General features: G+C 63.6%; 15 protein-coding genes. 5 read left to right on the top strand and 10 right to left on the bottom strand.

All coding sequences use genetic code 11. The features are described 5' to 3' along the window. Positions 1-34: 34 nt before the first annotated feature. The 5 genes from P7A97_RS15105 to P7A97_RS15125 are packed head-to-tail and all read left to right on the top strand — an operon-like array spanning position 35 to position 17,196. Positions 35-11,476, top strand: coding sequence for a VCBS domain-containing protein (locus P7A97_RS15105; protein ID WP_277690797.1), 11,442 nt, complete (start codon positions 35-37; stop codon positions 11,474-11,476). Positions 11,477-11,494: 18 nt separating this feature from the next. Further along, positions 11,495-13,024, top strand: a complete 1,530-nt coding sequence (locus P7A97_RS15110; protein ID WP_277690798.1) for a TolC family protein — start codon at positions 11,495-11,497, stop codon at positions 13,022-13,024. After that, positions 13,011-13,763 (top strand): efflux RND transporter periplasmic adaptor subunit, encoded by a 753-nt coding sequence (locus P7A97_RS15115; RefSeq protein WP_277690799.1) that lies wholly within the window; start codon positions 13,011-13,013, stop codon positions 13,761-13,763. The genes P7A97_RS15110 and P7A97_RS15115 overlap by 14 nt, the downstream gene beginning before the upstream one ends. After that, entirely contained in the window at positions 13,760-15,100 is a 1,341-nt protein-coding gene (locus tag P7A97_RS15120; protein WP_277690800.1) for an HlyD family efflux transporter periplasmic adaptor subunit, read from the top strand. Before P7A97_RS15115 ends, P7A97_RS15120 begins: the two co-directional genes overlap by 4 nt. Continuing rightward, entirely contained in the window at positions 15,100-17,196 is a 2,097-nt protein-coding gene (locus P7A97_RS15125) for an HlyD family efflux transporter periplasmic adaptor subunit (protein ID WP_277690802.1), read from the top strand. The genes P7A97_RS15120 and P7A97_RS15125 overlap by 1 nt, the downstream gene beginning before the upstream one ends. A 151-nt stretch (positions 17,197-17,347) precedes the next feature. Here the strand turns inward: P7A97_RS15125 and P7A97_RS15130 are convergent, their stop codons facing one another. The 10 genes from P7A97_RS15130 to P7A97_RS15175 form a co-directional block, all read right to left on the bottom strand. Continuing rightward, entirely contained in the window at positions 17,348-18,226 is an 879-nt protein-coding gene (locus P7A97_RS15130; RefSeq protein ID WP_277690804.1) for a zinc ABC transporter substrate-binding protein, read from the bottom strand. Then, positions 18,223-19,122: a metal ABC transporter permease gene (locus tag P7A97_RS15135; RefSeq protein ID WP_277690805.1), complete on the bottom strand. Its 900-nt coding sequence runs from the start codon at positions 19,120-19,122 to the stop codon at positions 18,223-18,225. Before P7A97_RS15135 ends, P7A97_RS15130 begins: the two co-directional genes overlap by 4 nt. Beyond that, positions 19,119-19,874, bottom strand: a complete 756-nt coding sequence (locus P7A97_RS15140; RefSeq protein WP_277690806.1) for a metal ABC transporter ATP-binding protein — start codon at positions 19,872-19,874, stop codon at positions 19,119-19,121. Before P7A97_RS15140 ends, P7A97_RS15135 begins: the two co-directional genes overlap by 4 nt. Further along, on the bottom strand, positions 19,871-20,803 hold the full coding sequence (locus P7A97_RS15145) for a metal ABC transporter substrate-binding protein (protein ID WP_277690807.1): 933 nt from the start codon (positions 20,801-20,803) through the stop codon (positions 19,871-19,873). The genes P7A97_RS15140 and P7A97_RS15145 overlap by 4 nt, the downstream gene beginning before the upstream one ends. 17 nt (positions 20,804-20,820) lie before the next feature. After that, on the bottom strand, positions 20,821-21,387 hold the full coding sequence (locus P7A97_RS15150; protein ID WP_277690808.1) for a DUF6162 family protein: 567 nt from the start codon (positions 21,385-21,387) through the stop codon (positions 20,821-20,823). Beyond that, positions 21,384-21,704, bottom strand: a complete 321-nt coding sequence (locus P7A97_RS15155; RefSeq protein WP_277690809.1) for a hypothetical protein — start codon at positions 21,702-21,704, stop codon at positions 21,384-21,386. Before P7A97_RS15155 ends, P7A97_RS15150 begins: the two co-directional genes overlap by 4 nt. Further along, positions 21,701-22,246, bottom strand: coding sequence for a thiamine pyrophosphate-binding protein (locus P7A97_RS15160; protein WP_277690810.1), 546 nt, complete (start codon positions 22,244-22,246; stop codon positions 21,701-21,703). Before P7A97_RS15160 ends, P7A97_RS15155 begins: the two co-directional genes overlap by 4 nt. Then, positions 22,243-23,445, bottom strand: coding sequence for a PepSY domain-containing protein (locus P7A97_RS15165; RefSeq protein ID WP_277690812.1), 1,203 nt, complete (start codon positions 23,443-23,445; stop codon positions 22,243-22,245). The genes P7A97_RS15160 and P7A97_RS15165 overlap by 4 nt, the downstream gene beginning before the upstream one ends. Positions 23,446-23,697: 252 nt before the next feature. Continuing rightward, complete coding sequence (locus P7A97_RS15170; protein ID WP_277690813.1) at positions 23,698-24,777, bottom strand: zinc-binding dehydrogenase; 1,080 nt, start codon at positions 24,775-24,777, stop codon at positions 23,698-23,700. Between the two features lie 343 nt (positions 24,778-25,120). Then, positions 25,121-26,224, bottom strand: coding sequence for a DUF2855 family protein (locus tag P7A97_RS15175; RefSeq protein ID WP_277690814.1), 1,104 nt, complete (start codon positions 26,222-26,224; stop codon positions 25,121-25,123). Between the last annotated feature and the right edge of the window lie 19 nt (positions 26,225-26,243).

Consider the following 26,243-nt stretch of genomic DNA (forward strand, 5'->3'; position numbering starts at 1 on the left):
AGTCGCGGGCTGTTCGCGCCAAAGGAGATTGGCCATGTCTGATTTTTCGCCACGCTCGATGTTTCGGCCGCAGAGCCATACGCTCGCACTCGAACCCCGGATCCTGTTCGACGGCGCCGCCGCGGTTGCTGCCGACCAGCAACAAGATGCCGACCACGGCACCGATTCGGAACACACCCCCGCCACCCAGGTCGAGTCTGCGGCAAGCGTGCCGACCCAGGCAGGCGCCAAGCACCTGCTGGTGATAGACAGCCGGGTGGAGAGCCGCGAGAAGCTGATCAGCCAGCTACCTGAAGGCGTACAGGCGCTGGTCGTCAACCTGAATCAGGACGGCATCGCCGCCATCGAGCAAGCGCTGGAGGCGCTCGGGCAAGTCGACTCGATCCAGATTCTCTCCCATGGCGCGGCCGGCCAGTTCACCCTGGGCAATACCACCATTTCTGCCGACAACGTCGACCAACTCGGCGAACGCCTGCAGCAGTGGAGCAACAACCTCAATGCCGGCGCCGATATCCAGTTGTATGGCTGCCGCGTAGGAGCCGGCAATGCCGGACAAACCCTGGTGGCGCAACTTGCCTACTGGACCGGAGCGGATGTGGCCGCCTCCGACGACAATACCGGCAGCCTCTCTGCCGGAGGCGACTGGGAACTGGAGGTGCGCAGCGGCGATATCGACAAGGGCATCGCCCTGAGCCAGGCGGCCCTGAACGACTACGACGCCCTGCTCGCTACGCCCAACACCAGTCTGCCTGCATCGACGGCAAACGTGCTGCTAGGCGACGCCTTCACCTTTACCGTGAACTTCAAGAATCAGGATATTGGGCAACCCGGCTATGCGCCGTTCATGGACCTGTTCTTCCCAGCCACCGGGCGAGATGGCGAAGGTGCGGAAACCGACGACGGCATCACCTTCGTTTCTGCCAGCTACCTGGGCCAGGCGCTGACAACCCATGCGCTCACCTTCGACGCCAACGGTCAGGCCAGCCACCCACTGGCGGTAGGCAGCGACGGCCAGCCGTTGATCATCAATGCCGCCGACTTCGGCATGCGCGCCGGCGATCAGCTGGTGGTAGTGGAACTGCCCTTTGCCAGTGTCAGTGCCGGCCAGCCCACCATCGGCATCCAAGTCACCGCCACCCTGAGCAGTCTGGCCGATACCAACTTCGACCCCGCGGGCGGCAGTCCAGATCTGACCATTCGCGCTCGCAGCGGCTTTCAATATGGCAACGACTCGCTGAACAACCCCGCAACCGACCCAAGCATTCTGGAAGCAGGCTCCGTCGCCTATGTAGTGCACCCAACGATTATCAGCTTCGATCAAGTGATCTACGCGCCCGAAGGAGAAACCGCCACCGGCCCCAACTATGGCCGCACCATGGACCTGACGGTCACCCCGGCCACATCCCAGCCGGTGGGCGATATCGTGATCACCCAGCCCGTGCCAGACAACGTAATCATCCGTTCAATTACCCCGGCGGCCGGCGGCACGATCACTTCCATCACCCTGTACGACGGCAGGTCTACCACCGATCCGGCCCTGATCCAGGCTGCCCTGGCCCTGAACAACGATGCCGACCTGACCAACGACCTGTACATCCAGTCCTTCACTATCAGCTATGCCGCACTGGCCGGGCCGACGACCACCCAGGTCGAGTTCTTTATTCCTGATAACGACGCTGATGGTCTCCCGGTAATCGATCCGGTTTCCGGTGACCCGGTGACCATCACCTTCGGCCAGCCAACGGCCTCAGGCCAATGGCAACCGCTGGACTCCCGCGACGTGGATAACCCCGGCGACACCATCACCTTCTCCGGCACCGGCAACACCGTGAGCGTCACCGCCAAATCCATCACCCTGCTCAAGGAAGTGTCGATCCAGACCGACATCGGTGCCGCCGGGCTGACACCGGGTGACACCCTGAACTACACGCTGAGCCTGAATATCTCCGACTACTTCGCCTTCGGAGAAAACTTCTTTGAGCAGGGCAGCTTCGTCATAGTCGATGTGCTGGGTGATGCCCAGACACTCGTGCCAGGTAGCGGCACCGTTGCCATCACGGTCGATGGCACAACCATCAACGTGGCCTTAGTCACTACCAGCGTAATCGACCCCGTAACCGGCATCAGCACCCTGACCCTCGATCTGGCCCAGTCGCTGCGTAACGCCACGGGAGATCGTGGCTGGGTCAATGGCGACCTGGCCTTTGACGCCATCCTGCAGGGTGCCACCCAGGTAGTGGTCAGTTACCAGGTTACCCTCGGACAAAGCTACACCCCGCCCAGCGGTACACCCCATAGTGAAATCAACGAAGGGGATACCGTCGGCAACAACGCCACCCTGACCGCAACCATTCTCGAAGACCGCCTCAACCTCACCGGTGATGAGCAGAGTGACGGCTCGCAGGCAAGCATTACCGTTCCCAGCAGCCAGGTAGAAATTACCATCGCCGACCTAAACGGTAATGGCGCGCCGGCACCAGGCGTCGAGTTGCGCCCGGGCGATGAAGTGACCTTCCAGCTGAGCTATGACCTGGTTACCGGCGACTATGAAAACTTCACCCTGACCGCTTACCTGCCCCTGCCCCTGTTCGATCTCAGCAGCATTGCCGACATCAGTACCATCTGGAGCCTGGGCAGCGGCAACACCAACCCCGAAGCGCCGACGTCCGTGACCCGCGGTCTTGGCAACTCGCTGGTATTCACCTTTGCCGACTACGTCAATTCCGGTACCGACGGCAGCCGTATCGAGATCGACTTCACCCTGACCGTCAGCGACCAGCCCTTCGCTGACCAACGCTCGTTCAACGTCACCGCCGAATCAAACCAGACCACCACCCTCAACAAGAGCACGCAAGTCACGACCGACGATGTGGCCCTGATCGCCTCCGTGGCAGAGCCCGTGCTCAGCATCACCCATGGTGTAGTGTCCTCCAGCAACGGCAGCGTGACCGGCACCACTGGTGGTTGGAACCCACCCGGCACCAGCGGTAAACCCTTTACCGACGCCAACCTGACCGAAACCAGTGCGGTCGATGGCAGCGTCAGCGCCATTGACGGCGGCGACACCCTGCGCCTGGCGACTGCCATCGAGAACAGCGGTGGTGGTCAGGCCTACGATGTCAGCACCCGCATCACGCTTCCCACCGGCCTTTCGTTTGTCGGCGGCAACCTCGCCAGCGCCAACCTGCTGGTGTATCGCGGTGACGGTACGTTATTGCAGTCAGGCGTCGATTTCACAGTCGACAACGCTACCAACACCATCACCTTTATCGATGATGCAGGCGCAGGCACAGGAGCCCTAGAAGGCGGTCGTGCCGGCACGGCCAACGACCTCTCCGGCGCCAACCTGGTGGTGATCACCTACGATGTGGTGGTCGCGGCCAATATCGACGCCAGCGCCACCCTGCAAACCGAGGCCGAACTGGTCAACTACGCCAGCGTCGAAGGTGGTCAGAACTTCCTCGCCAGCGGCACCCTGGAAGACCTTGCCGATCAGCAGATCGCCGCCCCGGAAATCCGCAAGAACTTCGCCGGCAACAGCCTGGACAACAGCGACTCCAGTGCCAGCCACACCACGGGTGCCAACCTGGTGGTGGGTGAGAGCATGCTCTACGACATCATCGTCACGCTGCCCGAGGGCACGACCCAGAGCCTGCGCATCGACGACCTGATCCCGCCCGGCCTGCGTTTGGACACCAGCTTCAATGGCGGCCGGGGTTACGAAATCATCACCTCTGCCGGTGGAGCACTCAGCGCCAACTTTGCCGGAACACTCACGGGCGACAGTATCAACGGCATTTCCGGCACGTTGGGCGATGATGGCGTCGATGGCCGTTTCGTCTTCAGCGTCGCCAGCGCCAGCGCTGACAACAACACCGGCAACAATACCTTTGTCATTCGTGTACGGCTGGTGGCCAGCAACGTGACTGGCAACCAGGCCGGCAGCGTTCTGCAGAATGATGCTCAGTTGACCTACAGCGACAGCGATGGCGACACGCCGAATGGCAACACGCCGGTTGATCGCGACGTCGCCGTCATTGGCAGCAAGCCATCGGTGACCGTACGCGAGCCCACGCTGAATCTGGCACAGCAACTCACCACCGATCCCGGTTTTGGTTTCGACGAAGGCGATACGGTCGACTTCACCATCACCGTCAGCAACGGCAACGCCGGTAGCGACTACGACGCCTTCGATATCGACTTCAGCAGCGCACTGCCCGCCGAGTTGGACGGCCTGACACTGGTCAGTGCGATCTACACCGTCAACGGCGTCGCCACCGACATTACCAGCAGCTTCACCCTGGACCCGACCGGCCGCACCCTGGTCAACAACAGCAACCTCGACATTCTCAAAGGCGGTACTCTGGTACTCACGGTGACCGGCACGGTCAACGCCACTGGCGCCTCAGGCGCCGAGTTCGACAACCTGGCAGAAGTGCGCTGGACCAGCCTCGATGGTAGCAACAGCGACGAGCGCACCGGCAGCGACGGTGTCCTCAACAGCAATGTGCTGAACGACTACCGCCGCGAAAATACCCTGGTCATCCCGGTGGCACAGGGCATTCGCATCTCCCGCATTGGCGGCCTGGCAGACACCGTAGCACCAAGCCAAACCAACGCCAGCACCGAAACCGTGGCGATTGGAGAAATCATCCGTTACCGCGCTACGGCGCTGATTCCGGAAGGGGTCAATACCGGTTACCAGCTCCAGATCGTCCTTGCCGAGGGCTTGACCTACGACGACCTCGCCGGCATTCGCATCGGTTTCATTTCTCAGGGAGGTCTGACCAGCTCCCTCTCACTCGGCGATCTGATTACCAGCGGTACGCTGCAAATTATCGGCAACGAGGACAGTGCCGAAGCCCAGTTCATTTCCTCGGATCTGTCGGGTGCAGCACCGACAGGCGTCCTCAATACCGCGCGAATCGTGCCCAGCAATGGCGGGCAGGTGCTGACGCTGAACCTCGGTGACATCACCAATAACGAACTCGATGGCGACCTGGAGGGCATTACCATCGAGTTCAACGTGCGGGTCGACAACAGCCTGGCCAACCAGAACAGTACCGCCCCACTTGCCGTTCAGGTTAAAGAGTTCACAAGCGAAGGCCCGCGCTCGACCAGCAACATTTTGTACGAGCAGATCGTCGAGCCCGGCTTTGATGGCCTCAACAAGCAGGTTATCGACTTCGACCCGAATATCGGTGGCAGTAGCGGCACCGCCACGGTTCAGACGAGTTTCACCTCAAATGGGCAAACGCCTGCTTACGATACGACGCTGACCATCACCGGCTTCGAGGACGGTCAAATCGTTGAACTCATCTCGATAGAAGTCGATGGCGTTATTTATGGGCCTGACAATCCCCCGCCCCCCTCTCTGGGGCTTGGCGCCAGCCCCAATGCTGACGGCAGCCTGGAAATCACATTTGATCGACTTGATCCAGGCACCAACGTCAAAGTCACCTACGCAGTAGAAGTCCCCAATGGCGCAATTCAAGCCATTAGCAATGACAGCCTGACCTGGAGCAGCCTGCCAGATGACTTCACTGATTGGGGCGGCAGCCTGGTCGGTACCGAAGGCGGCGCCGACGGAGAGCGTACGGGCGAAGATGGCGCGGGGGCAGATAACAGCGTCCTGAACAATTATCAGCTGGTCGAAGGCGCAGGGCTGGGTGTGATCAGCGGTACGCTGTGGGACGACACCCTCTCAGCCGACAACTCGACCACTCCCGATGGTGCGCCGCTCGCAGGACAGACCGTCACCCTCAACTGGGCTGGCGCGGATGGCATCTTCGGCAATGCCGATGATCGCAGCTACAGCAGCGAAACCGACAGCAACGGCCAGTTCCTGTTCGGCGTTCTGCCCGCCGGGCTTTATCGCATCGATGCACCGGCCACCATCACCAATCTCTCCAGCTTTGGTCAGCTGAACATCCGCATCGACAGCGATGGCGGCACGCTCAGCCAAATCAGCGTAACCCTCGGCGAAGGTAGCACCGCACAAGCCGACAGCGGCTACGTGCAACTCAACGATGCACCAGTCAACAGCCTGCCCGGCGGGCCGCTGACGGGCGATGAGGACACGCCCTTGGCCATTGGAGGCATCAGCGTCAGTGACGTAGACGCCGAACTGGACCCTGTCGTAGCTGACCGTGCCATCCAGGTCACGTTGAGCGTGCAGCAAGGTACGCTCTCATTCACCGGCGCCACCACTGACGTGACCGTCACCGGCGCTGGAACCGCCTCCCTGGTACTGGTTGGCCGGATTGCCGATATCAACGCAGCTCTGACCGGTCTCTCCTACCAGGGCAATCCCGATTTCAACGGTAACGATACCCTGCAGGTGCTGACCAGCGACCTGGGTAACTATGGCGACTTCGACGGCAACGGTATCCCAGGCGAAGCGAGCGACGCACTTACTGACCTGGACACCGTGACGATCACCCTCAGCCCAGTCAATGACGCACCGGCGGCCAACGACGACAACGCCACTGCCATCGAGGCCGGCGGCACCTTCAACAGCCTGCCCGGCATCGACCCACGCGGCAACCTGCTGGACAACGATACTGACGTGGATATCGCCACCAATGGCGACCAGCTCAATGTCACCCAGGTTACGTCCTCCACCGGCAGCGTCTCGATTCCCACCAGTGGCACGGTCGATGTCATCGGCACCTACGGCACACTGCGCATCGCCGCCGATGGCAGCTACCAATACCTGCTCAACAACGACGATCCGCGAGTACAGGCCCTGCGCCAGAACGGCGACACCCTGAATGAGAGCTTTTCCTACACCATCCGTGACTCAGGTATCGGCGGCACAGCCCTGACCAGTTCCGCCACCCTGGCTATCGTGATCCGAGGCGCCAACGATACCCCGGTCGGCGTCAACGACACGGGAACCGCCTACGAACAAGGCGGCATCAATAACAGCGGTACCATCAACCCTGGCGACGCAGCGTTGCCCAACACCGGGGCCAACGCTACCGGCAACGTGCTAAGCAACGATACCGATGTCGATGGCGGAGCTGGCGACGCCATCAACTACGGCGAGACCAGTCGAGTATCCGGCGTTCGTCCTTTGCGCGAAAACATTCCAGGCGCGCTAACCACCATCAGCAACGGAGGCAGTGCCACCGTTGCCGGCCTCTATGGCAGCCTGACCTTGCACTCCGATGGCAGCTACACCTACACCATCAACAACGACGCCACCGCCGTGCAACGACTCGGCCCGAGCGACACGCTGATCGAATACTTCAGCTATCAGGTCACCGATGCGCTGGGACTCAACGACCTGGCGGAGCTGCGTATCACCATCGTCGGCAACAACGACAATCCGGTCGCCAGCGACGACCAGGCCACCGCCCAGGCCAGCGAAGTCGACGACGACGGCAACGAAAGCAATCCCAGCGGCAATGTGATCACCTTCCCCAGCCGCCCTGGCGCCACCACACAACCGGGAGGCAACGGCGTTGACAGCGACGTGGATCGTGCCGATCGACCTAACACCAACCTGACCGTTACCGGCATTCGCAACGGCACCGAAGCCGCGGGCGGTGCACTGACATCGGTATCAGGCGACACAACCATCTCCACCTTCTATGCCCAAGACAGCGGCGGCGCTCCGTTGCCGAATGCCGGGGGGGAGGCCTATGGCGAACTGACCATCAACCCCGACGGCAGCTTCACCTTCGACGTCAACAGCGACCACCCCGAGATCGTCGCGCTGGCCACTGGCGTCGAACTGCAAGTTATCGTCACCTATCAGGTCACCGATACCGCCGGGCTAACTGATACCGCGCAACTGGTCATCACCGTACGCGGCGCCAACAACACACCGCTGGCGCAGAACGAAGTTGCCTTGGCCACCGAAGCCGGCGGGATTGCCAATGGCACGGCTGGCGTCAATCCGAGCGGCGTGGTCGATGTCGCCGATCCGGATGGTGATGACCTGACCATCACCGCCATTCGCACAGGCGCAGAGGGCGACACCGGCACCAGCGGCACGATTGGCACCGAGCTGCGCGGTCTCTATGGCTGGCTCACCATCAACGCCGACGGCACCTACAGCTACCGCATCGACAATGACATGGCAGAGGTACAGGCCCTGCGCGAGGTCTCGGATCTGCTGACCGAACGCTTTACCTACACGGTGACCGACAACGACACGACGCCCCTCAGCGATAGCGCCGAAATCATCGTGGTGATCCGTGGTGCCAACGACAGTCCGGTCGCGGCCGATGACAACGCCACAGCCGTGGAGGCCGGTGGTAGAGACAACCAGATCCCCGGAGTCGACCCTAGCGGCAACGTGCTGGACAACGACACTGACGTCGATGGCGGTGAAATCCCGCAAGACATCACCGATGGGTACGACTACGGCGAAACCCAGGAAGTGGCCTCGGTTCGCACCGGTAGCGTGGAAGGCTCAGGCACCGCGGGTACACTCGGCATCGAACTGCGCGGCACCTACGGCTGGCTGACTCTGAACGCCGACGGCAGCTACACCTACCGCCTCGACAATGACATGCCCGAAGTCCAGGCCCTGCGCACTGCAGCAGACACGCTACTCGACCAATTCAACTACACCGTCATCGACGCCAGCGGCGCCACGGATATTGCCCTGCTCAACATCACCATCCAGGGCGCCAACGATGTCCGCGAGGACAACGATGATTTCGCCGTGGCCATAGAGGCCGGTGGAGTCAACAACGGCACACCGGGGATCAACCCTCAAGGGAACGTCCTGGACAATGACTCCGATGTCGACGAATACGACGAAACCGTCACCATCGTCGGCGTTCGACAGGGCGGTACCGTCGGTACCGTTGGCACGCCCCTCACCGGGGAATACGGCACACTGACTTTAAATGCCGACGGCAGCTATGTTTACGTCCTGAACAACAGCGATCCCCGGGTTCAGGCCCTGCGCACGAACAGTGACATCCTGCAGGAGTTCTTCACCTATCTCACTCGGGATGCTGCAGGATCAAGCAGCCTGGCCGATCTGACCATCACCATCCGGGGCCGCAACGACACCCCGGTAGCCGTTAACGACAGCGCCATCGCTATCGAGGCCGGCGGCACTGCCAATGCAACCCCGGGTACCAACCCCAGCGGCAATCTGCTGAGCAACGATACCGATGTCGATGCGGGCGATGGCAAAACAGTCCAGGCCATCCGCACGGGTACCGAAGCGGCGGGGGGGACCCTGCTTCTGGTTTCCGGCAGCCGCACGATCACCGGCACGTACGGCAGCCTGACCGTTGCCAGCGATGGCACCTACACCTATGTGGTCAACAACAGCCTGGCGGCCGTTCAGGCTCTCAAACCAGGCGACACCCTGCAGGAGTCGTTCACCTATCAACTGATCGATGCTTCGTCAGCTGCCGACCTTGCTCAGCTCAATATCGTCATCCAGGGTGCCTGGGATACCCCCCTGGCGCAGGATGACTCCGATATCGCCGTCGCCGACAATGGTGACGGCCAGGTCATCAACCCCACCGGGAATGTGCTGACCAATGACACCGATGTGGATGCCGGCGACTCACTGACCGTGACGACTGTGCGCACTGGCGCCGAAACCGGCAGTGGAACAGCCGGCACCGTCGGCAGCGTACTGATTGGCCAGTACGGCAGCCTGGTGCTCAATGCCGACGGCAGTTACCAGTACTTTGTCGACAGCAGCAACCCAGCAGTCCTGGCCCTGGATCTGCTGGATCCGCCCCTCACGGATATCTTCACCTACCAGGCTACCGATCTTGGTGGACTCAGTGACCAGGCCCAACTCACCATCCTCATTGTCGGCCGCAATGATCCGCCAGAGGGACTCAACGACACTGCCACCGCCATCGAGGCCGGCGGACTGAACAACGCCACACCCGGCGTTAATCCCAGCGGCAACGTACTGAACAACGACATCGACCTGGAAAGCGGCGCACTGACCGTCACCGCTATACGTACCGGCAGTGAGTCGGGCAGCGGCACCGCCGGCGTTGTAGGGACCACCCTACGCGGCCTGTATGGTGACCTGACCATGAATGCCGACGGCAGCTGGAGCTATGTGCTGGACAACAGCCTGGCCGTAGTCCAGGCCCTGCGGGTCAGCGGGCAAACCCTGGAAGAGGTCTTCACCTACACCCTGGCCGATCCCTATGATGCCGACGATACCGCCGAACTGCGCATCACCATCGATGGCCGCAACGACACGCCGATCGCCAACGACGATGACGCCATCGCCGTCGAGGCCGGCGGCATCGCCAACGGCATTCCCGGCGTCAACCCGAGCGGCAACGTGCTGGAAAACGACACCGATGTCGACAGCGTGGCCAATGGCGAGACCAAGCAGGTACTGAGTTTTACCAGCGAGCTGGGCACGACCGCCACGGCAGGCCAGGCCCTGCAGGGCCGCTACGGCACCCTGACCATCAATGCAGACGGCAGCTACCAATATGTGCTGAACAATGATGACCCGGTGGTTCAGGCCCTGCGCACTGCCGGTCAGACCCTGCGAGAGACCTTCACCTACCGGATGCAGGACACCGCCGGCGCGGAATCGACTGCTCGCCTGAATCTGTTGATTCAAGGGGCGAATGACACCCCCGTGGCGCAGAACGATAGCAATGTCGCCAGCGACCAGAGCCCTGCCCCACAAGCCAGCGGCAATGTACTGCCCAACGACGGCGACGTGGATCAGGGTGAGCGCTTCCAGGTGGTGGCCATCCGCACCGGTGCGGAAGGCGCCGAGGGTGCCAGCGGCACGGTTGGCCAACCCCTGACCGGTCGCTACGGCACACTGACGCTCAACGCCGATGGCAGCTACACCTACACCATCGACCTGAACAACCCCGAAGTACTGGCTGCAGCTGGCCTAGGCCAGGTGCTGCAAGATGTATTCACCTACACCATGCAAGACATTGCCGGCGCCAGCGACCAGGCCGAACTGGTGATCACCTTGGACATCGCTGCGCCTTATGTCCCTCCACCCGAAGTAGAGGGCAATGGCTGGCAGCCCTACGATGCCTTTACCCCGTCGCAGCAATCCGTCGACCTCGACTTCGAACCGGCCGTCTTCGTCACCCCCGTGGTGCGCACCAACAGCCTGCTCAACGAAGTCAACAGTTGGCGTTCGGATGGCAGCAACCTGCGCCTGGCACTCCCGGCACTCATTGAAAGCCCCTCGCTACAAGTACCCCAGGTGCCCGGCCAGTTCGTGGCCCAGAGTGTGTTCAACAGCAATCTGGGCAGCGATCTTGATTTGGCCTGGATTCTCGGCCGCCAGGGCCGTATCGACCTGACGGCAGATGGCCTGCTTAGCGATCCCTCGCTGTTTACCAGCGACCCTGCAGATATGATCCATAATCATCAGCATCCGGAAGCACAAGCGACGCAGGCGCAGACCGCGCGTAGCTTCCAGCACCAATTGCAGACCGCCGCCAAACGGCTGAGCCCCTTCAGCCAGAGCACTCCGCGTAGCTAGTATGAACAAGGACTCTTCATGCCCAGCCACACCCTGAAAGCCCTGAGCATCGTCATTGTCAGCAGTCTGTTTCTAAGCGCCTGCTCGGCTATCAACCCAAAGCCGTACACCGAGGAGGAAAAGAGCGAGCGCATTCTCGATGATCGCGCTCACATGTACGGCCAGCAGGAGCCGGTCAAGGGGCCGATCACCTTCTACGAGGCCGCCGCCCGCGCGCTCAAGTACAACCTCGACTACCGCCTCAAGCTGATGGAAAGCGCGCTAGCCGCCGATCTGCGCGATGTTTCCAGCCACGAGATGCTGCCGCGCCTGGTGGCATCGGCCGGTTACTCCGGGCGCAACAACGACTCCGGCGGCACCTCCATCGGCATCGAAGACGGCCAGGAAAGCCTGCGCGCCTCGACCTCCCAGGAACGCTATCGCGATCTGGCCGGTCTCGGCGCCAGCTGGAGCCTGCTGGACTTCGGCATGGCCTACTACCGCACCCAACAAAAGACCGACCAGATCCTCATGGCCGAGGAACGCCGGCGCAAGGTGGCACAGAACGTCCTGCAGGATGTGCGCAACGCCTACTGGCGAGCGCTCGGCGCCCAACGCCTGCTGCCCGAGGTCAACCGTCTGCTGGCGCGCACTGAACAGGCGCTGGAATCGGCCCGTGAGGCGGAAAGCAAAGGCCTGCTACCGCGTCAGGAGATTCTGGCCTACCAGCGCGCCCTGCTCGACTCCATCTCCCTGCTGACAGTGCGCCGCCAGGATCTGGAATACGCCCAGGCCGAGTTGGCCGCACTGATGTCGCTGCCGCCCGGCACACGACTGGTCCTGGCCGAGCAGAAAGAACCAACCCTGCAGCCGCTGACCATTGATGGCAACCGGCTCGAACAGCTGGCCCTGGAGAACCGCCCCGAGATCATGGAGGAGTGGTACCGCAAGCGGGTCAACGAGAACGATCTGAAGATTGCCAAGGCCCAGCTGTGGCCCAACATCAGCCTCAACTGGGGCTATCAGTACGATTCCAACAAGTACCTATACAACAATCACTGGTCCGAGACCGGCGTGCAGGTCTCCCTCAATCTGCTGCGCCTGATGCAGCTGCCAGCCCTGCTCGATGCTGAAGGCACTCAGGGCGGCACCGACGATACACGCCGCGTGGCGCTGTCCATGGCCATCCTTACCCAGGTGCGGGTCGGCGCCCTGCGTTATCAGTTGGCCCTGCAGGAGATGGAATTCACCGAAAAAGGCCTGCACGTCGATGAAGGCCTGCTCGACTATGCCCGCGCCGCCCGCAGCAGCTCGGTCGGTTCGGAGCTGGAAGTGATTCGCGCCGAAGGCCGCTACCTGCTGTCGCGCTACCAGCGTGAGGCCGCCTACTCCAGCGCCCAGGCGGCCTGGGGCCGGCTGTACAACTCGATAGGCCTGGACGTGCTGCCGGAATCCATCGAGAAACACGACATTCAGACCCTGGCCCAGGAAATCCAGCACACGCTGGAGGCTCAACAAGCACAAAACCTGTTTACCGCGACACAAGGAAGTGCCGATGCCATGCAGTAAGCGTTACCTGCTTCCCCTGCTCCTGACTCTCAGCCAACCCACCCATGCCGTTGAGGTCGGAGCCGTCTTTGCCGACCCTTCGGCGATTCGCGTACTGCTCGCCGCCGAGACCGAAACCACCCTGTCCAGTCAGATGACCGGCACCCTGGGTGAGCTGCACACCAGCCTTGGGCAACGCGTGGAGAAAGGTGCCGTACTGGCCCAGTTTGATTGCCGTGAAGGCCAGGCCAGGGCCAAGGCAGCCAATGCCGAGCTGGCCATGGCCAAGCAGAACCTGCAGGCCAAGAAGCACTTGCGTAACCTGGAGGCTGTAGGCGACCTGGAAGTGGCCATGGCTGCCACCGAGGTTGAAAAGGCCGATGCAGCCCGCAGTCTGGCCCAGACTCAGAGCAGCTACTGCAAGGTCAACGCTCCCTTCGCCGGACGCATTGCCAAGGTGCATGTGCGCCCCCACCAGACCGTCAATGCCGGTACCCCGTTGTTCGATCTGGTCAGCGACGGCGCACTCAAGGTCCGCATGAACGTACCGTCGCGCATGCTCAGTGACCTGAAAACCGGCACACCGGTACAAATCAGCATCGCCGAGACCGGCACGTCCTACGCCGCCAAAGTCAGCGCAATCAACTCACGGGTCGACGCCGTGGCCCAGACCATCGAACTGGAGGCGACCCTCGACGCCGCGCACCCCGAGCTGGTGGCCGGCATGAGTGGTGTGGCGCAATTCACGGACACCCCATGAGCGAGCGCCTGCCTCACCCGCAGCTGCTACTCAGCCTGACCAGCCTGCGCGACCGTGCCCTGGGCTGCGACACGCTCAACGCGCTGGCCTTCAGCATGGCCAACGACCTGCACCCGCTGCTGCATTTCCACCAGGCCATGGTGCTGGCCCAGCATGGCGACGGCCTGGAACTGCTATGCATCTCCGGCCTGGCAAGGCCCACCGAGGACTCGCCCTACCTGATCTGGCTGCGCAGCGCCGGGCGCTGGCTCAGCGCACAAACCCGCGAGGCCCAACCGCTGTGGCTGGCGCGTGACACCGTCGAGCCGCCCGCAGACATCGCCGAGGGCTGGCAGGAGTGGTGGCCAAGCGGCGTTTGGTGCGTGCCGCTGCACGACCGCCAGGGTAAGCGCCTCGGCCTGCTGCTCTACCTGCTCGACGCCGAGCCCCAGGCACCGTTGCCGGAGCTGCTCGGTGGCCTGTTCCGCACCTGGGAACACTGCTGGGCCACGCTGACGCAGAAGCGCCAGCTACTCGGCTGGCGCCCCACCCGCCGGCAACTGCTGATCGTGCTCGGCCTGGCTGCCCTGCTGTTACTGGTGCCGGTACGCCAGAGCGTGCTGGCGCCGGCCGAAGTGGTGTCGCGCCAGGCACAGATCGTCAGCTCACCCATCGACGGCGTGGTCGCTGAAATCCATGTACGCCCCAACCAGGAAGTACAGGCCGGCACCCTGCTGCTGTCGCTGGATGAAACCACCCTGCGCAACCGTGCCGAAGTGCTGGGCAAAGAAGTGGCGGTGGCCGACGCCGAACTGATCGCCGCCAGCCAGCGTGCCTTCGACAACCCGCAAAGCAAGGCCGAACTGACCTTGCTCAACGGCCGTGCGCAACAGCGCCGGGCTGAGCTGGCGGCAGTCGAGGCCCAGCTGGAACGTAGCCAGGTGCACGCCCCGCGCAGCGGCGTGGCGGTGTACAGCGACCCCAACGACTGGCTGGGCAAGCCGGTATCGACTGGCGAACGCATCATGCAGCTGGCCGACCCCAGCCAGCCGGCCATGCGTATCCAACTGCCGGTAGCCGACGCCATTGCCCTGGAGCCCGGTGCCGAAGTCACTCTGTTTCTCACCGCCTACCCACTGTCGCCGCTGCAGGGCGAAGTGCTGGAAACCAGCTACCAGGCCCGCCCCGGCGAAGACGGCGTGGCCTCCTACCGCCTACTGGCGAGCATCGAGGGCCAACCCGAGCACGCCCGCCTGGGCCTGCATGGCACCGCCAAACTCTATGGCGAACGGGTACTGCTCGGTTATTACCTGCTGCGCCGCCCCCTGGCAGCTCTGCGTGCCTGGAGTGGCTGGTAATGCTGGAACCCGCCGACCTGCCAACCCCGCCGCTGCGCGAAGACCTGCGGTTGAGCGAAGCCCTCCCGGGCAACGATGGCGAGCCCTGCTGGATGATCCACGACACCGTGGTCAACCGTTTCTACCGCATCGGCTGGCTGGAATTCGAATGCCTGCTGCGCTGGGAGCGCACACCCCGGCAAATCTGCGAGCAGATCAGCGAGCAGACCCCGCTCAAGCCCGAGGTCGAACAGGTGTTGGGGCTACGCCGCTTCCTCGAACAGCACCAGCTGCTGCGCCCGGACGCCGCAGCCTTGAAACGCCTGCGCGAGCAGAGTGAAGGCAACCAGTGGCTGACCTGGAAATGGTGGCTGCACCACTACCTGTTTTTCCGCATCCCCCTGCTGCGCCCGCAAACCCGCCTGCAACAACTGGCCAGCAGCCTGGACTGGCTGTTCCGCCCTATTACCGCCTGGTTGGTATTCCTCCTCGGCCTGCTCGGCGTGATCATGGTGCTGCAACAGTGGGACAGCTTTACCCACGCCGTGGTCGAATCCTTTTCCGCCGAGGGCCTGGTCAGCTTCGCCCTGGCCCTGTGTCTGGCCAAGACGCTGCATGAGCTGGGTCACGCCCTGGTGGCCACGCGCCTGGGCCTGCGGGTGGCGCATATGGGGGTAGCCTTCGTGGTGCTCTGGCCCATGCTCTACACCGACACCGGCGAAAGCTGGAAACTGCGCAGCTCGCGCCAGCGCCTGGCCATCGCCTCGGCCGGCATCCTTGCCGAACTGTCACTGGCCGGCCTGGCCACCCTCGGCTGGGCCCTGAGCGAGCCGGGCATGCTGCGCAACGCCCTGCTCTACCTGGCCACCACCAGCTGGATACTGTCGCTGGCGTTGAATGCCAGCCCCTTCATGCGCTTCGACGGCTACTTCATCCTTTCCGACCTGCTCGACTTCCCCAACCTGCACGAGCGCTCCTCGGCCATCGCCCGCACTACCATCCGCCGCAACCTGCTGGGGCTCGATGAGCCTTGGCCGGAGCCCTTTCCAGCTGGCAAGCGGCGATTGCTGACGACGTTCGCCATTGCCACCTGGTTGTATCGCCTGGTGCTGTTTCTCGGCATTGCCGTGGCGGTGTACCTGCTGTTCTTCAAGCTGCTCGGCATCTTCCTGTTCATCGTGGAAATCGCCTGGTTCGTGGTGCTGCCGGTGTGGCGCGAGGTGAAGCACTGGTGGGGCGCGCGGGCGCAGATTCCCAGCCGACGCAAACTGCTGTTCTGGCTGGCCCTGGGTCTGCTGCTTTTGTGGCTCGCCATTCCCTGGCGCAGCCAGGTGCACGGCTACGGCGTGGCCCGCAGCGAGCAGCAGCTGCGCCTGTTCACCCCTTACCCGGCCCTGCTGCAACAGGTCCACGAAGCTGGTCCGGTTGATCCCGGTGCAACCCTGGCCGTGCTGGACGAGCCGGACATCGCCGCCCGCCTGCGCCGCAACGAGGCCAGCATCCGTAGCTACCAGGCCCGCCTGCGCGGCCTGCTGGCCGACCCCACGGGCCTGGCCCAGCAGAGCTCGACTCTGCAGCGCCTGGATGTGGAGTTGGGTGAAGTGCATGCCGCCCGCTCGGAAATCGCCCGGCTGACCCTCAAGGCGCCCTTCGCCGGGCAATGGCAGGACGTCAACCCGCAGTGGCAGGCAGGCCAGTGGGTGGGCCCGCGCGAGATGCTCGGCGTACTGATCGACCCCGAGCACTGGCAGATCGATGCCTACATCGCCCAGGATCAGGTGCATCGCCTGCAGATCGGTGGTCAGGTGCGCTTCTACCCGCAGGGTCAGCTGGCCGCCATCGAAGGCAAGGTCGTGACCATCGGCAGTACACGGATCAACCGTCTGAGCCACCCCATGCTCAGTGCGCGGCAGGGCGGCCCTATTGCCACCAGCAATGAAGACGAGGGGTTGGCGCCGAGCGAGGCGCTGTTCCATGTCCTGATCCAGCTCGACAGTCCGCCAACCAGCCTGCGCGAGACCCTGGGTCAGGTGCAGATCGAGGGCAGCCGGCGCAGCCTGCTGGGCGAGGGACTGACCTACAGCCTGGCAGTGCTATTGCGGGAGAGTGGGTTCTAGCGGGCTTCGCTTAACCTGCGCATAGACCCAACCTGTCACGCACAGAGTAGGTTGCGGTTGAGCCGCTCGCGGCGAAGCCCAACATGGCCACACACCCCCGAGCCCCGACTGTTGGGCTTCGCTACGCTCAACCTACGCGGCCCGACCCAATCTACTCAGCCAATGCATCCAGCAGTTGGGCGATGGTCGCTTCCAGGTTGGCGACCGGGTCTTCGCCGTGAACATCCAGCACCAACAGGCGGCTGCCACCGTCGGCAATGGCCTTGGCCAGCTCGGCCGCGGGCTGGCGATCCGCGAGTACCACCGCGACTTCATCGTCTTGCAGGTTGCTGGTCAGCTGGGCCAGCGCCTCGGGCGTCCACTTCTGATCGGCCGGCCGTTCCAGCTCGACGCCATCCAGGTTGAGGCCGCTGATCAGGTAGTCGAAGTGCGGCGACAGACTGGCCACGGTGAGGTTGTCCAGCTCGGCCAGGCGCCCTTCGCTGTCCGCGCTGAGTTTGAGCAGGCGCTGCTTGAGCTCGGCCAGATTGGCCTCGATCTGGGTCTTGTCCGCCGGGGCCAGGCGTACCAGGTCGGCAGCCGTCACGTCAGCCATGCGTCCGAGGTTGGTGATGCTCAGCCAGGGCTGGCTGGACAGCGCATCGCCGGCACCGGGCTCCAGGGCGATGCCCGGCAGCGCCCCGTCCACCGGACGCGCACCATCGACCTCGACGATGCGGATATTGCTGCGCCGCGCCATCGGGTACAGCGGATCGTCCGGCCACAGCGAACGCAGGGCGATCACGCCATCCGCCTGGCTAGCCACTTTCTCCAGTGCCTTGGCGCCGCGGCCACTGAAGTAGGAGGTCTGCCGGCTAGCCGGCAGTTTGGCCGGCGCCGCGCGTTGCAGCTCTACCGAGCTGCCGGCCAGCAGGCTGGCGCCCAGGCCGTAGGTGATCGGGAGGCTGGCGAGAATCCGTACCGGCTGCTGCTCGGCGTGCAGCGGAGCGGCGAGCAGCAGGCTGGCCGCCAGGACAAGAGGCAGTTTCATCCCAGGTTTCCTTTCAGGCTCGGCACTATGCCGCGGGCGATGGCCGCGCAGGCGAAGACGATGCCGGCGATGATGATGATGGCGGCGCCGGATGGCACCGGTAGTTCCAGGGCGATCGGCACGAAGATACCGGCCAGGGTGCTGAGCGTGGCGATCAGCACCGAGAGCCAGAAGAAGCCTCTCAGCGACTGGCTGAGCAGGCGTGCCGCCGCCGCCGGAATCACCAGCAGTGCGCCGACCAGGATGGCACCGATGACCTTGACCGCGGCCACGGTGACCAGCGACACCAACATCACGAACAGGTAGTCCAGCGCCTTGACCGCCACGCCGCGCACACTCGCCAGCTGCGGGTTGAAGCTGGCCAGCATGATGCGGTTGTACAGCGGCAGCGACAGGCTCAGCACCAGCAGGGACACAAGCGCCAGCACGGCGAGATCCTGGGCGTTGACCGTCAGCACCGAGCCGAACAGCACGTTTTCCAGGATGTGGATGTTGATCTTGCCGGCGAGGATCAGCAGCAGGCTGCCGCCGAGTGCCAGCGACACTGAAAGGAACACACCGATCAATGTGTCCGGCGCCAGGCCGGTACGGTTGCGCAGGTAGTTGAGCAGGATGCCGAACAGCAGGCAGTAGCCGAACAGGCTGCCGTAGGGGCCGGTGTAGGGCTCGCCGAGCAGGATGCCGATGGCCACGCCGGTCAGCGCGGCATGGCCGACCGCCTCGGAAAAGAAGGCGAAGCGCTTGACCACCACCAGCGTGCCCAGGCCGCCGAGTACCGGGCCGATCAGCAGGCCGGCGAACAGAGCGTTGACCACGAAACCGTAGGCCAGCGCCTCCGGCAGATAGCCCGCGCTGGCCCAGGCCTGGATCGCCAGGCGCAATTCTTCGAAGCTCATGCGGAAACCTCGCGCTGGCTGCGGGGGTGGCTGGAGAACAGATCGAGCAGACGCTCGGGCGTCAGGGCCTGCGCCGGGTCGGCATCGAAGCGCACGCTGCGGTTGAGCCCGGTGACGTGGTCGGCAAGGCGGCCGACCGCCTGCAGGTCATGTTCGATCCATAGCACCGTGGTGCCGACCTGGCGCCAGTCGCGTAGCAGCTGCTCGAAAACCTGCACGCCCGGCTCGTCCAGCGCCGACATCGGCTCGTCGAGCACCACCAGCTGCGCCTCGGGCACCAGGCCCTGGGCCAGCAGTACGCGCTGACGTTCCCCGCCGGACAGCGCGCCCATGCGCCGCTTGCGCTTGTCCAGCATGCCGACGCGCTCCAGGGCCTGCTCGATAGCCGGCGCCTGGCGCCGCGACAGGCCGAGAAAGGCCGGACGGCGCTGGCACATGGCGGCCATGAAGTCGTCTACCGTCATCGGTAGGCCACGGTCGAACTCCAGGGCCTGCGGTACGTAGCCGATGGTGCCCGGTGCGTCCGGCCAGTGCAGGCGCAGCTCACCACGGTGCGGCATCTGCCCGAGCAGGGTCTTGATCAGCGAACTCTTGCCGCCGCCGTTGGGCCCGACCAGGGCATGCACGCTGCCGGCACGGATCTGGAAGCTGACGTTGTCGAGGATGCGCGTACGGCCGAGGTCCAGCTCAACCCGGTCGAAGTCGATGGCCGGGCCCTGCACGCTTACCGGCGCCGTTTCCAGTGCGGTCATACGCCTTCTTCCTTAATCGCCCGCACCACGGTATCCAGGTTGTGCTGCATCTCCTTCTCGTACTTTTCCTGGGTGTACTCGCCGTAGGAAATGTGCGTCAGGGCGAAGAGCTTGACGCCGGACTCGCGCTGAATGGTGTCAACGTAGCTGGAGGGGTAGTCCATTTCCGAGAAAATCACCTGTACGTCCAGGGTGCGCAGTTCGTCGATGGTCTTCTTCAATTGGCTCGGGCTGGGCTCGATGCCGTGGGCCGGCTCGACCACGGCGGTGACTTCCAGGCCAAACTCGCGCAGCAGATAGTCGTAGGCCGAGTGGATGGTGGCGACACGCAGATCCTTGCCCTGGGCATCCTTGAGCTTGGCCAGGGCGTCGGCACGCAAGCCGCGCAGGCGCTTGCCGTAGGCGCGGGCGTTCTTGCTGTAGAACTTGGCGTTGGCCGGGTCGAGCTTGCCCAGCGCGCGGGCGATGTTGTTGATCTGCGAGATCGACGCGCTGATCGACAGGAAGGTGTGCGGGTTGACCACCTTGCCGGCACCGCGGGCGGCCTGTCCGGTGGCGGCAAGCAGCGGCACGCGCTCGTTGGACTCGATGACCGGGATGCCCGGCTTCTCGCTGGCGGCGATCATGCGGTCGGCGAAATCGTCGTGACCGATGCCGTTGAGCACCACCACATCGAGCGTGCCGATACGCTTGATGTCCTCGGCGCGCGGCTCGTAGGCATGCGGGTTGAAGCCGGCGGGAATCAGCGGCACCACCTCGGCCTTGTCACCGACGATGTTGCTCACATAGCTGTAGTAGGGATGCAGGGTGATGCCGATACGCAGGCGCTTGGCCTCATCGGCATTGGCCAGCCCCGGCAGCAGCAAGGCACTGAGCAGCAGGGAAAACGCGCCGAGCAGACGGCGGAAGAACAGAGAACGCATGGACATGAAGGGAACTTCCAGAATCAGTGACGATGCTCGCGGGTCACCCCGGCGTCGTATTGCACGGCGACCTGCTTCCAGCCGGCCGCGGTCAGGGCTGCAGCCTGCAGATCGGTCGGCGCGGCCGCGTCCGGGCTGCGGTTGAGCCACACATCGAAGCCCTCGTGGGCCGGGAACAGCAGGAAGGAGCCGGCGACGCTGGCGTCACCGCTCAGCCCCAGGTACACGGGCTGGTCGCCCAGCTGCAGCAGCTGCCACTGGTGGGCGCCGCGCTTGCGTGCGCTGGCATCGTCGGTGAACGGCGGCAGAGTTTCTTCGGCGAGCAACTCGGGGCTGGGCAGGGCCTGCTCTTCTTCCTGCAGCAGGCGGATCTCGTCGAGCGCCACGCTGAGGTCCGTATGGATGCCCTGTTCGGCCGCATTGAGATCGCGGCGGGCATCGAGCTGGTGGCTGGCGACACCGTGCTGCTCGACCTTCTCGCTGCGCAGCAGCACCACCAGGCCGGCGGCCAACAGAATCACCAGACTGAGCAACAGCACCTGCAAGCTCTCATGGCCGGCACCAGCCGGGCGTACCACCTGGGTGGTCATGGCGCTTCGATTTCCGTGTGGTCGATTTCCACCACGTGGCCTGGGCCGGCGTCGAACAGCACGTAGAACTCGCCATCCGGACGCTTGAAACGGAGCTTGGAATCCTCGCCGAGCTTGCCGGGCACCAGCACCTCTTCCTCGTAGCTGATCACGTCCAGAGTCACGCCGGGCGCGCCGCTGCCGTCGGAGAAGCCGCCGGTGCAGACGATCTCGTCGCTCGCCGCCGGCTCACATTGGCAGATCGGGTTGTGCGCAAGGGCCAGGGGCGAGAACCCGGCGCAGAGCGCCAGCAGGCCGGTGCGGAGAGTACGGGTCATGGTTTGCCTCCTTGTTGTTTCAGCCAGGCGACGGTCGCGGGCGACGCCTCGGCCAGAGGAATGGATGCCTGGTGCACCGAGCCGTCCCAGCCTTCTGCGGTGATCCACAGTTCGGCATCGGGCTTGGTGCGCGGCGGTACGGGAATACTGGCGCCCATGCGGTAAGGGCTACCGAAGAACAGCCCGCCAGCGGCGCGCAGGCTGCGCGGCTTGCCGATACGCAGGTAGGTGGCCTTGACCTGCTCGCCACAGCCCTTACACAGCGCGGCGTTAAAGGCCTTCATGTAACCGGCCGGGCCTTCCAGCTGTGGCGCCATATTGCGGAATTCGGCCAGGCGCAGGCTCCAGGGGCCGACCTGAACCTCGCCGATCTCGCGTTCACCCAGTCCGCTGTCACCGCGGAACAGCGCCACGTCGTGGAAGTACTTGGGCATGAAGCCCAGTGGAATCAGGATCAGCACTGCGCTCAGGTGAAAACGCCACTTGTGCCACCAACGGCTGAGGACAGACGGTGCCGGGGCAGTGGTTGCGGCCTTGCTCATGAACGACTCTCCGAAACGTCAGCAATAGCAATCGGTTGTACCGTGCGCGGACGCTCGGCTCGCTGCGAACGCTTGAGCAGGACTGCCGTGGCCTGGGCGGTACGCTTGGTCCAGATCAGCAGGCCGCTGAGCACCATCATGCTCAGCAGCAGGCCGAAGAAGAACCAGATCAGCTTGACCCACAGCCCGCCGAAGTCGCCGACATGCAGCGGGCGCATGGACTCGGTGACGAACTCCAGCGTGGAGCGATCATCCAGCAGGCGCTTGGCGTCGATATCACCGTTGTACGGGTTAACGGTCACCGACTGGAACATCAGCGGGTACCAGCCGCGGCCGGAGACGGTGATATGGCCGTAGGCGTAGATCGGCAGATCGATCGAGCTGGCCTCCAGGCTCGGCACGGCGCCCTGGGCGACGCTCACGGCCTGGTCCAGATCGATACGCGGCACGTCTTTGGCGGTGGCCGCCAGCGGCACTTCCTCACGAGCCACCACCGGCGGCACGCCCTCGGTGGAGATGGAGATGTGGAAGTCGAACAGCAAGGCGCGGATCAGGAACCAGATGCCGGTGATGGAGATGACCGCGATGAACCAGATCGACCAGATGCCGGACAGACGGTGAAAATCGCCCCAGAAGATGCGTGCGCCCTGGTTGAAACGCAGGCGCGGGCGGAAGAACCCCTTCCAGAACTTCTTGTAGACCACCAGCCCGGTAATCAGCGACAGCAGCATCGGGATGCCGGTCAGCGACACTAGGTACCAGCCCCAGCTGAAACCATTGGTGAACGGCACCAACCACCAGCCATGCAGGGCGCGGGTGAACTGGCGGAAGTCGAATTGCGGGCTTACGCCCTGAACCGCCCCGGTGTAGGGGTTGACGTAGAGGGTCGGCGAGCTGCCGTCCGGATAACTCACCTGGACCGTGAGGGCGAAGTGATCCTCGTCCGGGCGATCGATGCTGTGCACCACCAGCTCCGGTTCGGCACGGTTGATGGCCGCCAGGATCTGGCCATAGCTGAGACGCTCGGCCTCATCCGACGGCTTGCTGGCACGCACGTCCGGGTTGGCCAGCCAGACGATCTCCTGGCTGACGGTGGCCAGGGTGCCGGTCACGCAGATGATCAGCAGGAAGAACCAGATCGGCAGTGCCAGCCAGCTGTGGACGAGGAACCAGAGTTTTGAGCGGGACTTCTTGGACATTAGGACAGGTCTGGGCAATGGAAACTGAACTCCGGAGCACCTCAACGGCCCGGAACAGAGGCTGCGGCACCAATCCTGAACGCCGCTAGGCGGCTATTGTAAAACGAATTACTTGCAAATGACTTGCATTAGTTAATAGAAAAGCTTCTGAATCAGGAGATCGCCAGACACTGGCGCCCCAAATACGCTGACGACTTCTCTATTTCTTACGTGAAAAGGCAGGGATTCAGTGCCCTGCCTTTTATCCCCCACTCACTCGAAGGTGATCATGATCTTCGCGTGCTCGTCCGGCTTAGCCAGGGTGTCGAAGGCACCCTTCACGCCCGCCATATCCACCTTGCCGGTAATCAGTGGCGCACCGTCCAGCTTGCCGTCCGCCAGCGCATACAGGGTCTGGTGGAACTCTTCGGCGGTGTAACCGAAGGAGAAGTGCACGTTCGCTTCCTTGCCGATCGCCACCACAGGTTCGATCTTGTCGCTTTCCATGCACACGCCCACCACCACCAAACGCGAGCGCGGAGGTGCACTCTGGATGACCTGCTGGATCAGGCCGGGGACACCGACGCACTCAAACACCACGCAGGGCTTGGGCTGCGGCCCCAGACCGAGCAGAGCCATCGGACCGTTGATGTCGTAGCCTTGCGGCGCCGCCACCTGCAGCCAGGACTGGTAAGGTGACTGCTCGGCCGGGTTGACCACCACGTCGGCGCCCATCTTCTCGGCCAGGGCACGGCGCTTGGGCGAGAAATCCGACGCCACGATCGGGCCGACGCCCTGCGATTTGAGGATGGCGATGACCGCCAGGCCAATCGGACCGCACCCCACCACCACAGGCACCTCGCCGCCGACCAGCTGAGCACGACTGACGGCATGCGCAGCCACGGTCAGCGGCTCGGTCAGGGCGGCGATATCGGCCGGCAGGTCGCCCGGCACCGGCATCAGCATCTGCTCGGCCAGCACCATCTGCTCGCCATAGCCACCTGGGTACTGGTTGGAGTAGCCAATGTGATGGAACTGGTTATCGCGGATCACGAACGGCAGCGAGCAGACCTTGGTCCCTACCTTGAGCGCCTTGTCGCTACCCGGTCCATGGTCGAGGACCTCGCCGCAGAACTCGTGGCCAAACACCACATCCTGCTGGGTATCGAACTCGATCGGCAGGTTGCCGCGCTTGAAGTTGCTCAGCACCAGCTCGCAGTGATGGAACATGTGCAGGTCCGAGCCGCAGATACCGCAGGCCAGGGTCTTGACCAGCACCTCACCCTGCGCCGGTACCGGATCGGCAATCGAATCAACCAGCAGCTGACTGTCACGCATGACGACGGCTTTCATGAGGCACCTCTTGTTCTATGGATGGCAAACGCCCTCTCCGGGCGCTAGATGGGTGCCAGGATGGTGGAATGCCCGATAGCCCAATACTTGACTAAAGGCGCCAACGATCTGACATATCAAGCCAGCGCGGCAGCGGCCGGATAAGCCGTAAGCGCTGAAAGGATGGCCGCAAACACAAGCTGGCGGCATTGCACCGCCAGCCCTTCAGGCGTGGAGCCGCTCCTCGGGCGACTCCACGCCAATCTCACCCACACGTCCTCGGCCAGGTGGACGGCGGCATTGGCGCCCGGCGAGATCAGATTTCACCCCAGGAATGACCCTGAAACTCGCCGCTGGCCGGCCATCAGCTGCGCAGACGTACGATCTGCCCTTGCTGCGGCGACAGGCGGCCGTGCACCAGGCCTGAGATGATTTCGGCGGCGGCTTCGTAGCCTTCGTTGTGCACCACTTCAACTAATTGATTGCCGCTGGCCTCGATGCGCTGGAAGAACTTCACCATGCCCTCGCCGACGTAACGCGAGACACCGCCCGAGCCCCAGTCGACGTTGCGTTTGCGCATCTGGATTGGGGCGAAGAACATCTTCGGCTCCGGTCCGCTGGCAGCCTTGTATTCGGCCTCTTCGGTGTTCTGCGCCGAGCCGGCCACGCAGCTGTAGGTCAGCTGGTCGGCGAAGTGGGCGTGCACCCGGTCGCGCAGCGTCAGGTCGCTGGAGAAGTCGACGTAGACGGTCGGCACGCTGGCATCGAGCCGTTCCAGATCCTGGTAGGCCAGGGCACTGCTGTAGCAACCCAGCTGCTCGACGAAGGGAATGTTGCCGCGCGAGGTCAGGCCGATGCACTCGATATCGTGCCCTTCCAGGCAAAACAGCGTGCAGTACGCGGTTTTGCTCGATGCGCTGGAGAACACCAGGCGCTTGGCGCCGAAGAACTGGTTGTCGATCAGGAAATCGGCAAGCATGGCCGAGGTCAGATACAGCGGTTTGAGCAGCGCCTGCAGGTCTTCGTATTCCGGGCTGTAGTAGGGGTCAGCCGAGCACAGCGGGTATTGATTGTAGGGTGTCGGCAATTCGGCACGGTGTTCATCGAGGGCGCGGAAACCGCGCGGGGTGACGCCGGCCTTGATCCGGGCGTAGCTGGCGATGGGGTAGTAGCCGTAGTAGCGCGCCCCCACCTCGATGCCCTCCACCGCCGAAGCCACCACATCGGCGAAGCCCCATACCGGCATGTGCCCCCAGTCGGCCTCGCCGGTCGGGTAGAAATCCCAGTAGCGCATCGAATCGCCGAAGGCGGCGTAGGTGATGTTGTTGGTGGTCAGGGAGAAATGGTCAGGCTTGAGGATGACTTCGCCAGGCGCCGGGGTCAGGTCGAAGTCGAGGCTGTCGATGCGGCTCTGGTCGAGAGCGCCCTTGCGTGTAAGCAGGCGGGTAAGCTTGACGGATTGGGGCATTTGCGAGTCCTCTGGCAGT

Origin of the sequence: Pseudomonas sp. GOM6, from assembly GCF_029537485.1 — a bacterium.
Classification (GTDB): Bacteria; Pseudomonadota; Gammaproteobacteria; order Pseudomonadales; family Pseudomonadaceae; genus Aquipseudomonas.

What these genes read in the sequence shown, in the direction of transcription:
- P7A97_RS15155 (WP_277690809.1), bottom strand. Translation starts at nt 21,704, where the DNA reads ATGACCCGTACTCTCCGCACCGGCCTGCTGGCGCTCTGCGCCGGGTTC.
- P7A97_RS15145 (WP_277690807.1), bottom strand. Translation starts at nt 20,803, where the DNA reads ATGTCCATGCGTTCTCTGTTCTTCCGCCGTCTGCTCGGCGCGTTTTCC.
- P7A97_RS15135 (WP_277690805.1), bottom strand. Translation starts at nt 19,122, where the DNA reads ATGAGCTTCGAAGAATTGCGCCTGGCGATCCAGGCCTGGGCCAGCGCG.
- P7A97_RS15105 (WP_277690797.1), top strand. Translation starts at nt 35, where the DNA reads ATGTCTGATTTTTCGCCACGCTCGATGTTTCGGCCGCAGAGCCATACG.
- P7A97_RS15150 (WP_277690808.1), bottom strand. Translation starts at nt 21,387, where the DNA reads ATGACCACCCAGGTGGTACGCCCGGCTGGTGCCGGCCATGAGAGCTTG.
- P7A97_RS15110 (WP_277690798.1), top strand. Translation starts at nt 11,495, where the DNA reads ATGCCCAGCCACACCCTGAAAGCCCTGAGCATCGTCATTGTCAGCAGT.
- P7A97_RS15140 (WP_277690806.1), bottom strand. Translation starts at nt 19,874, where the DNA reads ATGACCGCACTGGAAACGGCGCCGGTAAGCGTGCAGGGCCCGGCCATC.
- P7A97_RS15115 (WP_277690799.1), top strand. Translation starts at nt 13,011, where the DNA reads ATGCCATGCAGTAAGCGTTACCTGCTTCCCCTGCTCCTGACTCTCAGC.
- P7A97_RS15130 (WP_277690804.1), bottom strand. Translation starts at nt 18,226, where the DNA reads ATGAAACTGCCTCTTGTCCTGGCGGCCAGCCTGCTGCTCGCCGCTCCG.
- P7A97_RS15120 (WP_277690800.1), top strand. Translation starts at nt 13,760, where the DNA reads ATGAGCGAGCGCCTGCCTCACCCGCAGCTGCTACTCAGCCTGACCAGC.
- P7A97_RS15165 (WP_277690812.1), bottom strand. Translation starts at nt 23,445, where the DNA reads ATGTCCAAGAAGTCCCGCTCAAAACTCTGGTTCCTCGTCCACAGCTGG.
- P7A97_RS15170 (WP_277690813.1), bottom strand. Translation starts at nt 24,777, where the DNA reads ATGAAAGCCGTCGTCATGCGTGACAGTCAGCTGCTGGTTGATTCGATT.
- P7A97_RS15125 (WP_277690802.1), top strand. Translation starts at nt 15,100, where the DNA reads ATGCTGGAACCCGCCGACCTGCCAACCCCGCCGCTGCGCGAAGACCTG.
- P7A97_RS15160 (WP_277690810.1), bottom strand. Translation starts at nt 22,246, where the DNA reads ATGAGCAAGGCCGCAACCACTGCCCCGGCACCGTCTGTCCTCAGCCGT.
- P7A97_RS15175 (WP_277690814.1), bottom strand. Translation starts at nt 26,224, where the DNA reads ATGCCCCAATCCGTCAAGCTTACCCGCCTGCTTACACGCAAGGGCGCT.